This is a genomic window from Shewanella litoralis, from assembly GCF_009828585.1.
Taxonomy (GTDB): domain Bacteria; phylum Pseudomonadota; class Gammaproteobacteria; order Enterobacterales; family Shewanellaceae; genus Shewanella; species Shewanella litoralis.
Map to the genome: position 1 here is coordinate 60,483 of NZ_WSRZ01000010.1, position 17,439 is coordinate 77,921.

Here is a 17,439-nt window from a genome sequence, read left to right on the forward strand (position 1 = left end):
TAATCAGATATATTAAGCAAACTCTGCCAAAATCCAATCTAAAGGAGCCTGATATTGCTGCGGCATCCAGCTTTTAAGTTGTTTAATGCTGTCATCTAACATGGCTTTATTGTGCACAGACAAGTTTAAGTGACCCACCTTGCGGCCGACTCGCACTTCTTTGTTGTACCAAAACAGTTCAGCATTTGGCAGGCTTAACCAACGATCGTCTTTATCGACACCGATTAAGTTCACCATCACACATTGAAAATTCACCTGCGGCTGATGCATTGGCAAATTACACAGTGCGCGTAAATGCAGTTCAAACTGATTGATATGGCAGCCTGCCTGGGTCCAATGGCCTGAGTTATGCACTCTAGGTGCAAGCTCATTAACCATTAAGTGCTCACCGACTCTAAAACACTCCATCGCCATCACACCCACATAATCAAGGCCATTCATAACCTTGCTTAACATGGTTTCCGCTTCCGCTTGTAGCGGTGCTAAACGGCTTAGTGGCGCAATTGATGCCATTAAAATGCCGTCTTGATGCAGGTTGAGTGTTAATGGGTAAAACAAACAACGACCATCCTGGGTGCGCACGCCGACTAACGACACTTCTTCGTCAAAGTTAATCGCTTGCTCGGCAATGGCTTCATTGCGCCAATCATCAGGGATCGTGGTTGCTTCAGCCTGTTTTAACCAATGCTGACCTTTACCGTCATAACCACCAGTGCGGCGCTTTAACAATACTCGGTCACCATAAGCATTGTGTAGAGTGTCAGTACTGGTATTGTCATCGACTAATTGCCACGGTGAAGTGGCTACCGACAATTCATCTAACAGACTTTTTTGCGTAAATCGGTCTGCTAAACGGCCAAATACGGGGCCATTAATAAAATGCGGATGCTGGCTTAATTGCAGACTCAGTTGCGATTCTGGCCATTGTTCACGTTCAGCGGTAATGATGTCGTCTGCTAGTAGCGGCAATTGCGCATCAGATGGGGTCATAATATCAACGGGACGGACATTAATGCCCAGCGGTTGGCCTGCATGGCTGAGCATGGCACCTAATTGACCATCGCCTAATACCCAAAGATTTTTTGGCAATGTCATTAGTCTTCTCTCGGATCGGGATTATCTAGAATAGAGCGAGTTTGCTCATCGCGAAACGCCTCTAAGCGCGCAGCTAAATCGGCGTCAGTAATGGCTAAAATCTGGCTGGCAAGTAGGCCTGCGTTAAATGCGCCGGCAGTACCAATGGCTAAAGTGCCAACAGCAATCCCTTTTGGCATTTGAACAATAGACAATAAGCTGTCCATGCCTGATAACGCCTTACTTTGCACTGGCACACCTAATACAGGTAAACGAGTTTTAGAGGCGATCATACCTGGTAAATGGGCTGCTCCGCCTGCGCCACCAATAATGACTTTATAGCCTTTATCTGCAGCAGAACTTGCAAATTCCATTAGCTTGTCTGGTGTTCGGTGAGCTGAAACAACTTCAACATGATAAGGCACTTTAAGCTTATCCATTATTTCTGCGGCGGCTTCCATTGTCGGCCAATCACTTTTCGAACCCATCACAACAGCAACTAGGGCTTGCATGTTAACTCCTTAACGTACTTATTCTATTGGTATATTTTGTTAATTCACTGGGTAAATAACCTAAGTGATTAACCTCAATATTAAGGCGATAAAAAAGGGGCTAGATAATAGCATAAGCCGTGCGCGATTGGCTGCACTTCAGTGTTTCTTGAGGCTAACACTCAGTTTCTAAATACGAAAACTGTTTTGTGATGTTTAAGCCGCAATAAAAATGGCCTTCAAATAACCCTTTTTAAATTTGAACTCGTTAATAGTCAGTAACGACACAACGGACGAATAATGAAAAGGGCACCTTTATGATTGATTATCAGCACATATTTAACCGAAGTATGTTGGCACTATTAATCAGCGGCATTGTTATGGGCGGCTGCGCAAAAGAGTCAAACGATTCCGCTCAGCACCAGCAAACTCCGAGTCACCCCACTACGAGTACCCCTGAACCCATAGCCGCTAAAAAAGACCTAACAGTGAACGATTATCAGCTAAAACCACAGCAAGCTGAAATGATGATTTCTGCACAGGAACAAGCTCATCGACTTGTTAAACAGCGCCAGCAATTGAGTGAAGCGAAAGTGATGGCCAACGTCATGCCAATGCACAGCGATAATCGTCACTTAAGCTCTGCGCCTATCAATAATGATAAATTTGCTGCAATGGTGCAAAACGGCAATATAGTGGCGGCTGAAACGCCAGTTTCAACGTTTTCAATCGATGTCGATACTGGAAGTTACAGCACTACTCGCAGACTAATTAATCAAGGCCTATTACCCGCTAAAGACAGCGTACGAGTCGAGGAGCTGATTAACTACTTTAGCTACGATTATCCCGCGCCAACCGACGCCGACGTGCCCTTTAATGTCACTACAGAGTTGGCGCCATCGCCTTACAATCAAGACACGCAATTATTACGCATTGGTATTAAAGGCTATGATATTGCCGCTGACCAACTCGGTGCCAGTAACCTGGTGTTGTTGCTAGATGTATCTGGATCAATGTCATCAAACGATAAACTGCCATTATTAAAACAAGCACTATTAATGCTTAGCCAGCAATTGTCGGCACAAGATAAAGTCTCGATTGTGGTTTACGCCGGTGCCAGTGGTGTGGTGTTAGATGGCGTTGCCGGTAATGACTTTACGGCAATCAGCCATGCGCTGAATCAGTTAACTGCTCAAGGTGGCACCAATGGCAGCCAAGGGATACAACTCGCGTATCAATTAGCCCAGAAGCATTTTATTGAAAACGGCACTAATCGCGTTATTTTAGCCACCGATGGCGACTTTAACCTCGGCATGACCGACCATCAGCAGCTGGTGGATTATGTGGCAAAACACAGTAAAAACGGGATTGGGTTATCGACATTAGGTTTTGGTTTAGGGTCTGGTAATGGTGGTTATAACGACCATTTATTGGAGCAATTGTCGAATAAAGCCAATGGTCAATATGCCTACATTGATACCTTAAATGAAGCGCGTAAAGTGTTGGTTGATCAGCTCAGTGCCACCTTGTTAACCATTGCACATGACGTCAAAGTGCAAATAGAGTTTAACCCTGCTGTGGTATCAGAATACCGCTTAATTGGCTACGAAAACCGCTTATTAAACCGCAGCGATTTTAACAACGATGCTGTTGATGCAGGTGAGATTGGCGCAGGTCATAGCGTCACTGCGCTATACGAATTACGTTATAACGACAGCCAAAACAACTTGGTCGATCCACTACGTTATCGTGCATCAACAACGACCGATGACAAGGCAAGGGCGGTAAGTGATGAAGTGGCTTTTTTAAAATTGCGTTACAAAGCCATTGGCGGCCAAGCCAGTCAATTATTAACTTACCCCATTACCCAACAGCAGCAATTGAGACATTTACACCAAGCCAGTGATGATCTTCGTTTTGCTGCTGCAGTGGCCGGTTTTGGTCAATTACTTAACCATAATAATTATGTCCACGATACTGATTATGCTAAGTTAATTGCACTTGCCGAATCGGCAATGGGCCAGGACAGTTTTGGTTATCGTCATGAATTTGTACAGCTATTAAAAACGGCCAAGGTATTGTCTATGCAGTCAGCAGAGGCGATGCCGCTAAGTCAGGTTGCTAAGCGGGTTAACCCACATTAAGGATAAAATGGTGCCAACACTCATACAGTCAAAAGATGCGCTGCCTAAGGATGACATTTTAGTGCCTCAAGTCGGTAGTGACGAGCAGCTCATGCTCGACTACCAGGCTGGAAACATCAGTGCATTTGACGCGCTATATCGTAAACACAAAGGCCCTTTATACCGTTATTTTGTTCGTCAATTACGTGACCAACAATTGGCTGAGGATTTGTATCAAGACACCTGGGGCAAAGTCATTCATGCCTCGTCGCAATATCAAGTCAGCGCTAAATTTACGACCTGGCTGTATAAAATTGCCCACAATTTACTGATTGACCATGTGCGGGCGGTTAAGCCCCTCGATAAGGTCACCCCACTTGGCGAAGACAAAACCATGGACAGCCTGCAAGCTGATGATCAAACTTCGCCCGAGCCACAAGTTGAGCAACAGCAACAGGCCAACATGATAAAAGGGTGCATAGCCAAGTTACCCGCTGTGCAAAAAGAAGCATTTTTACTCAATATCGAAATGGGCATGACGGCCGCGATGATCAGCGACATCGCTAACGTTACCCTAGAAGCCACTAAAAGCCGTATTCGTTATGCTTATCAAAGTATTAAGCAATGTATTGCGAATCAATTGCAGGAGACAATCTGATGAGTCAGCAACAAGATGATGCAGCGTTCACTGCATTACAAACCGAAATTAAAGATGCTTATCATCAACAGCCATTAGAGCAACCCTCAGCAGAACTAGATGAAGCCATATTAGCCAAAGCGCGTTCAGGTGCTAATGTAACTAAAGCTACCAGTTCAGTTAAAAAATCAATCTGGCAACGCAATGCATGGGTGTTTTCAAGCGCAGCCTCGGTATTGTTGTTGGCGGGGTTATTTATCTTAAATCCAAGTTTACAAAAGCAGTTTGGCACAGACTTAGATCAACATTTACCTGAACCGTCGGCATCATTTAAGCCGCTTAAATCGAAAGCAGATGCTCCTCAAGTCTCTGAGTCACTGATTGAAGATAACACCGCAGCAGAATCGATTGCCGTACAGGAATTATCGATGAGTTCTGAACCAATGGATACCCAAAGTGTTAATCGTCAATCGGTCAATGAAGAAAGCAGTAATGAGAGCACTGAAGCCGCTAATATTACCGGATCTGTAGCATCTCAAATGGCAGACAAATCGTCTGCGGAAATTAGTGCTGCGCCAGCTAACGTCAATCCACAAGCACAAAAGAAAGCCCTGCAACTGCAATCTAGTCGCCATGCCAAAGAGGTACAACAAGTGAAACAATCATTTAATGGTTCACTAAAAGGGGACATTGAGTTAGATACTGCCGATGTTGCCTTGGAACGTTTAACCGTATTAATGGCCGACAATAAACTTATCGAGGCAGAGCGTTATATGATCACCATAGATCAACGCTTCCCTGAGCTATCAGACCCATCGCATCCACTTTATGAGCAATACCATAAAATCGTACTGCAATTGACTTCGCAATAAGCAAAATATCAGAATCTGAAGGTTAGAAAATACCCACGGCTAAGCAATGATTGCTTAGCCGTTTTTAGTTACATTTTTGTACTGCAAAAAATGACATAACTCTGATAACGTGAAAACATCGTTAAAAGGCCTTAGACCGAGTAAAGGAAATACCTCACCATGAAACTTCGCCGCTCTGTAACACATTGCATGTTGGCTTTAGGCACATTAGCCTGCTCATCAATGATCTTCGCCAATGCCTCTAATCAAGGCTATTACCGCGCCCCCGCTCTGCATGATCAAACGCTAGTTTTTACCGCAGAAGGCGACTTGTGGACCACGCAGCTTAATCAAACCAAAGCCAGCCGCTTAACTAGCCTCACCGCTGAAGAGCTTGATGCCACGATTTCTAAAGACGGTAAATGGGTGGCTTATACCGCCAATTACGAAGGCGCAACCGAAGTGTATGTAATGCCAATTGCAGGTGGCGTGGCTAAACGCGTGAGCTTTGAAAACAGCCGAGTGCGTCTGCAAGGGTGGACCGCCGCTGGTGAGGTGTTGTATTCCACCGACAACGCTTTTGGCCCGGCTAACTTTTGGGTACTTAAAACCGTTAATCCACAAACCCTAACGTTAACCGATTTGCCATTAGCCGATGCTGTAGAAGGTGCCATCGATGATAAAGGTGAGTATGTCTACTTTACTCAGTTTGGTTTACAGGTGAGTGGCGACAATGCCAAAGTATATCGCGGCGGCGCCAAAGGTGACATTTGGCGTTATAAAATTGGCAGCAAACAAGAAGCCCAAAAGTTAACCGCAGCTCATGAAGGCTCTGTCAAACAGCCGATGGTATGGCAACAACGAGTGTATTTTGTCAGCGACCAATCGGGTAACGACAATATTTGGTCAATGAGTGTGGATGGTAAAGACATTAAACAACATACCCAATATACCCAATGGCAAGTGCGAGATGCCCAACTCGATAATGGCCGGATTGTATTTCAGCAAGGCGCAGATATTAAGCTGCTCAATTTAGCAGACATGGCCGAAACCACGCTTGATATCGAACTCACCAGTGACTTTGCCCACCGCCGTGAACAATGGGTTAATGACCCAATGGATTACGCCACCTCGACCGTGTTTGCACATCAAGGCGACAATGTGGTGATTACCGCGCGCAGCCATGTCGCCATTGCCAGTAACGACGGGCGCCGCTTGGTGCAAATAGACTCACCGGCAAACAGTCGCGTGCGCGATGCATTATTAAGTGATGACGGTAAATGGGTATATGGCATTAGCGATGCCTCTGGCGAACAAGAAATTTGGCAATACCCAGCAGACGGCTCCGCTGGGGCAAAACAACTGACTACAAATGGCAACACCCTGCGCACCAGCTTATCGTTATCACCTAATGGCCGCTATTTAGTGCACGACGATTACATGGGCAATGTGTGGTTACTGGATTTAACTCGCAACAACAATCAAAAAATTATCGAAAATGGTGAAGGCTTAGGCCCTTATCAAGACATAAAATGGTCTGGCGACAGCCAATTTATTGCGTTAACTAAATCAGAAATCGGCAAACAGCGGCCGCAAATTGTGTTGTATTCCATTAACGAATCAAAATCACAAACCTTAACCACAGACAAATACGAGTCGTTTTCGCCTAGTTTTAGCCATGACGGCAAATGGCTTTATTTCTTGTCTAACCGCGAGTTTAAAGCCAATCCTGGCTCGCCCTGGGGCGACCGTAATATGGGGCCTATTTTTGACAAACGCACTCAAATATTTGCCTTAGCGTTAGATGCTAAAGCGGCGTTTCCGTTTGCCAAACCCACTGAGCTAACCGTTAACAACGGTGCGAAAAAAGCTGATAAAACCGATCAAGACAGTCCAGCGAAAACCAAAGTTGACTGGGACGGATTAAATCAGCGTTTATGGCAAGTGCCAGTCGATGCCGGTAACTACAATAGTTTAACCGCCACTAAAGATAAGCTGTATTTATTGGACGGTAGCCAGGATAAAAGCGAGTTAAAGCTGGTAAAGTTTGATGCACAACAGCCAAAAGTTGACACCTTTAGTGACGATGTGGGCCAATATGCGTTGGCAAAAGATGGCAGTAAACTCATGCTGCGCAAAAAATCAGATCCTAAAAGCATCATGATTGTCGATGCGGGCGATAAGTTACCGACTGACGTGTCAAACGCTAAAGTCAGCACCGATCAATGGCAGTTAAGCATTTCGCCACAACAAGAGTGGCAACAGATTTTTGAAGATGCCTGGCTTATGCATCGCGACTCGTTTTTTGACTCTAAAATGCGCGGCGTAGACTGGCAAGCTGCTAAAGCCAAGTACCAGCCATTAGTAGACAGACTGACCGACCGTAACGAGCTTAATGACATCTTTATGCAAATGATGGGTGAATTGAACTCACTGCACTCACAAGTGCGTGGTGGTGACATTGCGCAAGACAAAGATGCAGCCAAAGCCGCAGCATTAGGTGCAAGGTTAACGCAAACCGATAACGGCGTGGTGATTAGCCATATTTATCAAACCGACAGTGAATTGCCTTTGTCTGGTTCACCACTTGCACGTATTGAAGTTGATGCCCAAGAGGGCGACGTGATCCGCGCGATTAATGGTAAAAATGTCGACACCGTTGCCGATGTCACCCAGCTGCTGCGTAATCAAGGCAATAAACAGGTTTTATTAGGGCTACAACGTGGTAAAAACTCGATTAATACCGTGGTCACCCCACATGATAGCGCGGCAGATGCCAAGTTGCGTTATCTAGATTGGGTAGAGCACAACGGCGCCAAAGTGGCCAAAGCCTCTAAAGGCAATATTGGTTACTTACATCTGTATGCCATGGGCTCGGGTGATGTTGAAAGCTTTGCCCGCGAGTTTTATACCAACTACGACAAGGATGGGTTAATTATCGATGTGCGCCGTAATCGTGGCGGTAACATCGACAGCTGGATTATTGAAAAACTGCTTCGCCGTGCATGGGCATTTTGGCAACCAACCCATGGCAGTACCCATGCCAACATGCAGCAAACGTTCAGGGGGCATTTAGTGGTATTGGCCGATCAGATGACTTACTCAGACGGCGAAACCTTCTCAGCCGGTATTCGTGCGCTTAATATTGCGCCCATTATTGGTAAGCAAACTGCCGGTGCAGGAGTGTGGCTATCGGGACGAAACTCTGTCACCGACAATGGCATGGCACGTGTTGCTGAATACCCACAGTATGCAATCGATGGTCGCTGGATTGTTGAAGGCCACGGCGTTGAGCCAGACATTGAAGTTGATAACCTCCCTTACGCGACATTTAGTGGTAACGATGCGCAGCTTGAGGCGGCAATAAGTTACTTAAAAGATGAGTTGGTACAACAACCTATTGCGCCGTTACAAGGGTTACCTATGCCAAAAGCAGGAAAAGCTGACGATATAAAAACCAAATAGGTTTAGTGTTAGCCATGCTTACAAGCAAAGGCTGTAAACACGTTTGTAAGCACAGTTTGTAAGTAACCTTATCCCTCGTTCAGGTTAAGTAAAAAATGCCCCTGCCAAATTCAATTTGGTAGGGGCATTTTTATTAATGATGATTAAACCTAACGCGGGTTAATGCGTTGCTTAGTTGGTTTTAATCTCTACTTCACAGGCAACTGAGTTAGCAATAAAGCAGTTTGCATGGGCTTTTTCATGTATTTTATCTAAGGTTTCCTGGTCCACTTCAATGCCTTCAGCAAAGGTCACTGTTGGTTCAAGGGTCATTTTTACGACCGCCACTTTACCCGCTTCATTTTTGCCTAAATCGGCAGTCGCATGGTCTACATAGCTCAACACGGGCAGTCGCTTTAAATGGGCAATCGCTAAAAACGTCAGCATGTGGCACGACGACAACGCCGCTAACAAGCTTTCCTCTGGGTTCACTTTTTCTGCATTGCCTTTGTATTCTGGCGCTGATGACGCTTGGATAGTTTGTCCGGTGCCAAACTTAACCTCATGATCGCGATTAAACTCACCTTCTTCGCTGGGTGAAGATTGCCAATTAACCGTTGTTTTAAAGCCCATTCTGTACTCCTTAAGCCACTTTATATATACCCAAACAACCTGAAGATGCTCGATTTCAGCAAGAATTTACACGCGTTTAGGCAAGGCATTGATTGCGGGTAATGGTTGTTCCCTTTCCAAAATCAGCTAAATTAACAAAAGCAGCAGCATAAACGCGTGTAAAACTTGCCCTTTGGGAGTTTCACCGTGTTATCACTACGTTGTTGCGCTAATTTATAAGGTACCTACATTACCGCATTAACGCGCCTAGTATTGAAAACACGGTGAAGCTCTGAAACACGTCTCTTCAAGTTGTTTGGGTATAGTGGTATTTATCACGACTCAATGTACCGTTTACTGTCAGAGCGAAGGTGAGTAAAGCGATAACTTATTCAACACCAAGCAAGACGAAATGTCCATGCGTTAGCTGTAAAAAATATTGTTCAAATAAACATGATCTGTGTCGAAATAACAACAGTTAACATCGGGGAGTAAACCGTCAATACTGTCGGGTTAGTAAGTCACGAAAACGGGGTGATGTCGCTCTGTCTGCATCATTTTTTATTTGTCGTTTAACCTCTATATGTTATCAAAATGTAATGAATACGTATGCATTGTGTTGTTTGTTATTCAGGCTAATGTCTAGTATATCGGGATAATAAATGTCCGATATTACGGTTAGTTGACGCGGTATAACTGAGTATTGGATCACTAATAAGTCGATATGGTGAGGGAAAAACCAATGCTCAAAAGTAAACCCAGTGTATTAGCGTTAGCATTAGCTGCTGCAGGCATGAGCGTAATGTTCATTGCCACTGCCGCTTCTGCAAATGATGCTGAACAGGCAATTAAAGCCAATCCAACCCAGGAGTCAATCGAGGTCAATGCCGCTGAAAAGCCAGAAGCACAGACAGGTATTTCAGTAGATGATAATCAAGAAATTGAGCGTATTTCGGTAAAAGGTTATAGCCGAAGCTTAATTGACTCGCTCAATTCAAAACGCTTTAGCGATACTGTATCTGAGCAACTCTCTGCCGACGATTTAGGTGCATTACCTGATGTGTCGATGGCTGATGCGCTGACGAGATTACCCGGTATTTCTGCTGTGCGAACCGGTGGTCAAGCGGCAGAAATTAATATTCGCGGTATGTCTGGTGGCTTTGTCTTTTCAACGTTAAACGGCCGCGAACAGGTATCGACCAGTGGATCACGTAGTATTGAGTTTGACCAATATCCCTCTGAGCTAATCAGTTCCGCCGCTGTGTATAAATCGCCTAAAGCCTCGTTAATTGAGGGTGGAGTTGCAGGTACCGTTGAGCTACAAACCGTAAGTCCGTTGAGTATTGAGAAAGATCACAGCTTTATTGTTAATGCTCGTGGCATGCACAACGACCGCGCCAGTGAAGTATTTGGCGCCGAAGAATACGGCAGTCGTTTGAGTTTTTCTTATCAGGGTAAATTTTTAGAAGATACCCTGGGCGTGGCGGTGGGTTACGCTCGTTTAGATCAACCCAGTGTCGCAACTCAATTTATTGGGCTTGCGTATAACGACGCTAAAGAGTTAGATGGGGTTGCCAATGACACCAATGGTCCTGTCGATAATCCTGATTTTGAATACATCAGCGAAGGGTTTGAAATGCAACATCTGGGTGGTGTTGAAACTCGAAATGGTTACATGGGCGCGATTGAATGGGCGCCGGTTGATAACTTTGTGCTTAAAGCTGATGCATTTATGTCGCGCTTTGACAGCGAATCGTTTGCACGTGGTTATCGAGTTAAATTAGGCGGGCGCAATGCCAGTGTCGCTAATCCAGTATTTGATGGCAACAGTGTCATTGGCGGCACGTTTAACCGTACCTCAAAAAGTTATACCCGCGTTGAAATCGTTAACGACGACAACCAGGACTTTGATGAAGTCAACAGCTTTGGTATTAATGCCGATTGGCAGGTCACCGATCGCTTAAACGTAAATGTGGATGTGTCATTATCGTCTGCAAAAAGTGATTTTCGTAATGGTTTGCTCTGGTCAAATGTGGCGGTTGACGCCAATGCTGATACACCCATATTTGACGAAAACGTGTCAATTAGTTACCAATTGAATGGCTTAGACTTACCCGATATAGGCTTTAATCAGGCGGAGGCTTTTTCAGACATTAATCGCGTCATGGTAAGTAAATACGGTATTTATCCTTTTGTAAATGAAGATGAAGTTAAAGCCTACCTCCTTGATTTTAAATACGATCTGGACACAGATTATATTTCGAGTGTTGAGTTTGGTGCTCGTTTTTCTGATCGTACCTACTCAAACGACCGCTCGGTATTTGAATACGGCAACGATGGCGCATTTTCTAAGTCAGAACCGCCACTGCAATTAACCGAAGACATGACGACAGTGGTTGATTGGCAAGGGGACTTTAGTTATTTCCCATCGTATTTGGCCATTGATTTAGATGCCGCATTAAATGCCTGGTTCCCAGAGGGCATTCCGCAACCGGTGCAAACCTGGGGCAATGCTGACGGTGTTGTCGATCCTCAAGGGTACACCACGAATTACTCGTGGACTGTTTTACAAAGCGGTGAAGTGTACGAAGAAGTGTTGGCCGCTTATGTGATGGCCAATATCAATAGCGAAATTGCAGGCATACCGGTAACCGGTAATGTGGGCGTGCGCATGGTGGATACCGATCAATCTGCGACGATGTTGCAAAATGTTGAAGGAGACATCAATCTAGGGGCGCAAAATATTGCTGACAGCATCGGCATTATTAACCAAAATTATGTGCCAACCGTTCAAGGAGTGAGTTACACCGACTACTTACCCTCAATTAACCTCAACTTCAAAGTGACTGACGACTCTCAAATCCGCGTTGCGGCAGCTAAAGTTATGTCGCGTCCACCCATTAACCGTTTAGCCGGTGATATTAGTGCATCAGTATCAGACGATGGTGAAATTAACGGTTCGAGTACCAACAACCCTTTTTTAATGCCGTTTTACGCTGATCAATATGACTTATCTTATGAGTATTATTTTGATGAAGGCGCCTTCGTTGCCGCAGTGTTCTACAAAAATATTGACTCCTTTATCGATACCATCGCCATTGAGAATTTTGACTTTGAAGGCAATGGTTTTAACGTGCCGGACTTTATTGTCGACGAAGACAGTGGCGAGCAAATTGAGACCACAAATGGCACTTATACCACCGCAGTGAACAACGCCAAAGGCGGTTATATTCGTGGCCTTGAGCTTGCTTATACCCAAGTATTTGCCTCGTTACCCGATGCATGGTCTGGCTTAGGTTTTAACGCCAGTTATTCGTACACCGAATCGGAAGTGCAATCGATTACCAGTCTCGGTGGTGACACAACGACTCAAGATTTACCCGGTTTATCAAATAACGTGGTCAGCGCAACGCTATTTTATGCTTATGAAGGGTTCGAAACCCGTGTGAGTGCACGCTACCGCGATGAGTTTGTTTCTGAGCAAGTGGCGATTAACGAGCAAGTGGTTAATTTTGATGCCGAGACCGTTATCGACTATCAGGCTTCTTATCAAGTTAACGACGCGATAGGGGTGTTGTTCCAGGTGAATAACCTTACCGACGAACCGACCAAAAGCTACTTTGGCACGCAAAGCAAAACAGGCACATTGCAATACTTTGGCCGCGAATTCTATTTGGGGTTCACTTATGCCATGTAATCAATATGCGGATTTACAACTCATAACAACAATTAAAAATCATTCGCTTGCCAACAGGCAAGATGCAAGAGGGAGAAGTCAGTCATGATGACCAAATCAACAATGTCTACGCTGAGTGTATTGGCACTGAGTATGACCGCACTAATGGGCTGTGGTGGTGATTCGTCTGCCCCAGGTGAAGTGTTACTGACCTGTAATGTGCCTAATGTACCTAATGCAGCAGGGACAGAATGCGTCGCACCGCCGCCATTGAGTTGCCCGGCACCAAAGTTTCCAGACGTTAAAAACGAAAGCTGTATTGTGGGGTATAACCCAGACTTGCCGGTGCCAGTGGTATTGGCTGGGCCAAATCAAGCTGTATTGTATTACAACCGTATTAAAGACAAAGACAACAGCAGCGCTAACCCAAATTATCCAGGTTACAAGTTACATACCTGGAACAACGATACCTGCGATGCTTATGCCCCTCCTTATGATTCAAGCGATTGGGCGAATGGCCATCCATTTGATGGTATCGATCCTAACTACGGCGCTTATTGGTTAATCAACCTAAAAGAAGGTTACAGCGACTGCGGTAACTTTATTATTCATGTGGGCACCGAAGGCTCAGGCAAAGCATTAGGCGACAGTGACCTCGTCATGAATCTTAAGCCATTTGCCGATGATAGCGCCCCAGAAGCGCAGTTTAATCGAGCAAACTTTACGATTCATGGCGAAAGTGATGTGTACGATTACCCTATTTTAGAGGTGGGCTTTTCAATCGACGGTGCCAGTGCGCATTGGTTAGATAAGCAAACTCTGGTATGGAATGAACCCACAGACGGCATCGCCAAGTTTGTATTGCATCATTCTGCCACAGCAGGCATTGAGGCTGATAACGATGGCAACATCAATGGTGCGCAAATTGAATTAACCGAAACCGAGCTCAACGACAATCTAAAAGCCCTGGTGCCACATCTTGCCAGCTGGCCTGCTTACCAGATTGATTTAAGTACCGAGCAAGCCAAAACAATGGCTAAAGAGCAGTTAGTGCTGGTGGCCTATGACAGTGACAATAAACCGGTTGCTGCAACCTATGTGCAAGCGGCAAAAGTGTTAGATGACTTATACACAACAGCCGACAATGACGCCGATGAAGCAGATTTAGGTGTGATTTTCGATGGCAGTAACATCAATGTCAATGTGTGGGCGCCAACGGCTTTGTCGGTTAATCTAAAAGTGTTTGATGCCACTAAAAAACTCATTAATACCCACGCGATGACCGAAAATACCACGACAGGGATTTGGTTCTACCAAGGCGCCATGAGCTTAGACCGTCAATATTATCGTTATGAGGTGAAGGTGTATCACCCATTATCGAAAAAAATCGAAACCCTAGAAACCACCGACCCATACTCGCTAAATGTGTCAACTAATGGCCGTTACAGCCAGTTTATCAACCTAAGCGATGACGACCTTAAACCAAGTGGTTGGGATGGTCATGATATTCCGACCGTCGACACTCCAGAAGATATTGTGATTTACGAAGGTCATGTGCGAGATTTCAGTGCTAGAGACCAAAGTACTTCAGCGGCCAACCGGGGTAAATACCTGGCTTTTACTGAGCTAGACAGCGCACCCGTTAACCATTTACGCCAACTGGCTGAAACTGGTGTGACCCATTTCCATGTGTTACCGACAACCGACATCGCAACGATTGACGAAGATGTCAGTAAGCGTATTGAGATAACCGATACCTTAGGCAAGCTATGCAGCAAAATTAGCGATGCAGCCAACGCCTGTAAAACCCAAGACAAAGCCGCCACGATTGAGTCGGTGTTAAGTGACTTTTTGCCAGGTTCTGCCGACGCACAAGATCTTGTTGGTGCATTGCGCAGTTATGATGGTTTTAACTGGGGCTACGATCCACATCACTTTATTGCGCCAGAGGGCAGTTATGCCTCAAGCCCTGAAGGTGTGGCAAGGGTGAAAGAGTTACGTGCCATGAACCAGGCCTTGCACGAAATTGGCCTACGAGTGGTATTAGATGTGGTTTATAACCACACCAGTGCCTCAGGGTTATGGGACAATGCTGTATTTGACAAAGTAGTACCAGGTTATTACCACAGATATAACGAAATCAGCGGTAAAATCGAAACCTCAACGTGCTGCGACAATACGGCCACAGAACATAAAATGATGAACAAGTTTGTTACCGATTCGATGGTGATTTTAGCCAAAGAGTATGGTTATGACGGGTTCCGTTTTGATGTGATGGGACACATGCCTAAAAGCAGTATTTTAGAGGCCCGTGCAGCCGTGCAAGCGGTTGACCCTGACAACTACTTTTACGGCGAAGGTTGGAACTTTGGTGAAGTGGCCGACAATCGGTTATTTGAGCAAGCTGTACAGGCCAATATGGCCGGTAGCGAAGTGGGTACCTTTAACGACCGTATTCGAGAAGCCGTCCGAGGCGGGGCATTATTTGCCACCGACATCAAAGATGACTACCTGCGCGATCAAGACACCTTACGGTTGTCGATGGCGGGTAACTTACAACAATACGTTTTAAAAGACTTTAACGGTAACTCAGCCAAAGGCAGCAGCTTTAGCTGGAACAGCCAACCAACCGCATATGCGTTAGACCCAGCAGACAGCATTAATTATGTGTCTAAGCACGATAACGAAACGTTATGGGATATTTTACAATATAAACATGATGTTGGTTTGTCACTTGAACATCGTGTGCGTGTGCAAAATATTGCTGCGACCATTCCATTAATGAGCCAGGGCATTGTGTTTTTACAAATGGGTGGCGATTTACTGCGCTCAAAATCAATGGATCGTAATACCTATGATGCTGGCGATTGGTTTAACTGGGTAGATTTTACTAAAACCAGCAATAACTGGAACGTTGGCCTGCCGCTAGCACAAGATAATGAAAGTAAATGGACGGTCATCAGTGGTATATCGGCTAACCCTAATGCTGCGGCGTCAATGTCAGAGATAGAATTTGCGTCAGCAGTATTTAACGAGTTTTTGGCCATTCGCCATGCCAGTAAGCTATTTCGGTTAACCACAGCTCAAGACATTATCGATCGTGTTGGTTTTCACAATATTGGTAAAAACCAGCAGCAAGGCGTGATCGTCATGAGTATCGACGATGGCCAAGGCGTAACGGATATAGACCCAAGCGTTGATGCCATGGTGGTGATGGTGAACGGCAGTAATGAAGCCAAATCGCACACTATTGCAACCGCTGCAGGTTTTAGTTTACATGCAATACAACAAGGATCGGTAGACAATGCTGTGCAAAATGCCAGTTTTAGTCAAGGCGATGGCGAGGGCACCTTTACTGTACCGCCTTATACCACGGCGGTATTTGTTAAAATACAAGGTGATGAACAAGGCGAAGGTTTACAAGCCAATGCCACGGCTGGCGCACCAGATGTAGTGCCATTTGGCAGCACAGAAGTGTTTGTGCGCGGCGATATGAACGGCTGGGGCGAAGTGGATAAATTGACCTATGTCGGTAATGGTGAATACCGTCTTGCTATTTCGCTCACCGCCAATAGCTATAACTTTAAAATTGCCTCAGCCGATTGGAGTACCGTTGACTTTGGCGCGTTATCGAGTGATGTTGCCGTTGTTGAAGAAAACATTGCAGAATTGCTGCTAGCAAAAGGGGCGAATATGACCTTTACCGCCAGCCGTGATGCAACGTATGTGTTCTCGCTCAATGTTGCTGATAAAGCAAACCCGGTATTGTCTGTGTATAACGAAGAGCCGTTTGTCGATACACCGGTATTTTTGCGCGGTGACATGAATGGCTGGTCTACCGACAACGAAATGGTTTATCTCGGTGGTAGCTTGTATCGTGCTGAAATCATGGTTACCGCAGGCACTAAAGGCTTTAAAGTCGCCTCAAGTGACTGGGACACCGTGGATTACGGCAGTGCAGATGCCAATGGGGCTATTCAACTTGGCATTGAGAAAGTGCTTGCGGTAAAAGGTGGCAACTTAAGTGTCACAATAGACACTGATGCAATGTACAGTTTTACCTTCGACATGAGTAATCGCAGCGAGCCGGTGTTAACCATCAACAAAACAGAGATGTTTGCCGGCAATACCGTGTTTATCCGTGGCGGCATGAATGGCTGGGGAGAAGTGGATACCTTAGCTTATCAAGGGTCATCTGTTTATCACGTTGATATTGCATTAGCTGCAGGAGACAATGAGTTTAAAATTGCAACGGCAGATTGGTCTACCATCGACTTTGGCGCCATAGCCGGTGATGAGGTCGTAGTACAAGGCATGTTAAAAACCTTAACAAAAAAAGGCGCTAACATGCATTTTGATGCGCCAAGTGCCGGTACCTATCGCTTTAGGGTAACGGGTCCGAATGCGGAGTCACCAACGTTAATGGTCACTAAGCTAAACTAGGTGTTGACTACGTAACGCTTAAGCACGTGCTATTTTAGTGCTCAAATACACAAAACCCAGCTCATGCTGGGTTTTGTTTTATTCATTT

General features: G+C 45.3%; 9 protein-coding genes. 6 read left to right on the forward strand and 3 right to left on the reverse strand.

The window, feature by feature from the left end; translation table 11 throughout:
• Positions 1 to 12: 12 nt before the first annotated feature.
• Positions 13 to 1,095 (reverse strand): 5-(carboxyamino)imidazole ribonucleotide synthase, encoded by a 1,083-nt coding sequence (purK, locus tag GQA99_RS09815; RefSeq protein WP_160053710.1) that lies wholly within the window; start codon positions 1,093 to 1,095, stop codon positions 13 to 15.
• Complete coding sequence (gene purE, locus GQA99_RS09820; protein WP_160053711.1) at positions 1,095 to 1,586, reverse strand: 5-(carboxyamino)imidazole ribonucleotide mutase; 492 nt, start codon at positions 1,584 to 1,586, stop codon at positions 1,095 to 1,097. Before purE ends, purK begins: the two co-directional genes overlap by 1 nt.
• 296 nt (positions 1,587 to 1,882) lie before the next feature.
• Between purE and GQA99_RS09825 the strand changes: the two genes are divergently transcribed.
• The 4 genes from GQA99_RS09825 to GQA99_RS09840 all read left to right on the forward strand — a co-directional run bounded on the left by GQA99_RS09825 (position 1,883) and on the right by GQA99_RS09840 (position 8,641).
• Complete coding sequence (locus tag GQA99_RS09825) at positions 1,883 to 3,709, forward strand: vWA domain-containing protein (RefSeq protein ID WP_160053712.1); 1,827 nt, start codon at positions 1,883 to 1,885, stop codon at positions 3,707 to 3,709.
• 91 nt (positions 3,710 to 3,800) lie between these two features.
• Entirely contained in the window at positions 3,801 to 4,346 is a 546-nt protein-coding gene (locus tag GQA99_RS09830; protein ID WP_229785855.1) for a sigma-70 family RNA polymerase sigma factor, read from the forward strand.
• Positions 4,346 to 5,197: a hypothetical protein gene (locus GQA99_RS09835; RefSeq protein ID WP_160053714.1), complete on the forward strand. Its 852-nt coding sequence runs from the start codon at positions 4,346 to 4,348 to the stop codon at positions 5,195 to 5,197. Before GQA99_RS09830 ends, GQA99_RS09835 begins: the two co-directional genes overlap by 1 nt.
• Positions 5,198 to 5,356: 159 nt before the next feature.
• Positions 5,357 to 8,641, forward strand: a complete 3,285-nt coding sequence (locus GQA99_RS09840; protein WP_160053715.1) for a S41 family peptidase — start codon at positions 5,357 to 5,359, stop codon at positions 8,639 to 8,641.
• Between the two features lie 171 nt (positions 8,642 to 8,812).
• On the opposite strand, the gene GQA99_RS09845 is transcribed toward GQA99_RS09840, so the two are convergent.
• Complete coding sequence (locus GQA99_RS09845) at positions 8,813 to 9,253, reverse strand: OsmC family protein (RefSeq protein WP_160053716.1); 441 nt, start codon at positions 9,251 to 9,253, stop codon at positions 8,813 to 8,815.
• Between the two features lie 721 nt (positions 9,254 to 9,974).
• On the opposite strand from GQA99_RS09845, the gene GQA99_RS09850 reads away from it, so the two are divergent.
• Together GQA99_RS09850 and pulA are read left to right on the forward strand one after the other, a co-directional pair.
• Positions 9,975 to 12,929 (forward strand): TonB-dependent receptor, encoded by a 2,955-nt coding sequence (locus GQA99_RS09850; protein ID WP_160053717.1) that lies wholly within the window; start codon positions 9,975 to 9,977, stop codon positions 12,927 to 12,929.
• Positions 12,930 to 13,013: 84 nt separating this feature from the next.
• Positions 13,014 to 17,351 carry a pullulanase-type alpha-1,6-glucosidase gene (gene pulA / locus GQA99_RS09855; RefSeq protein WP_160053718.1) on the forward strand — a complete coding sequence of 1,446 codons (4,338 nt, stop codon included), beginning with the start codon at positions 13,014 to 13,016 and terminating at the stop codon, positions 17,349 to 17,351.
• The last annotated feature ends 88 nt before the right edge of the window (positions 17,352 to 17,439 follow it).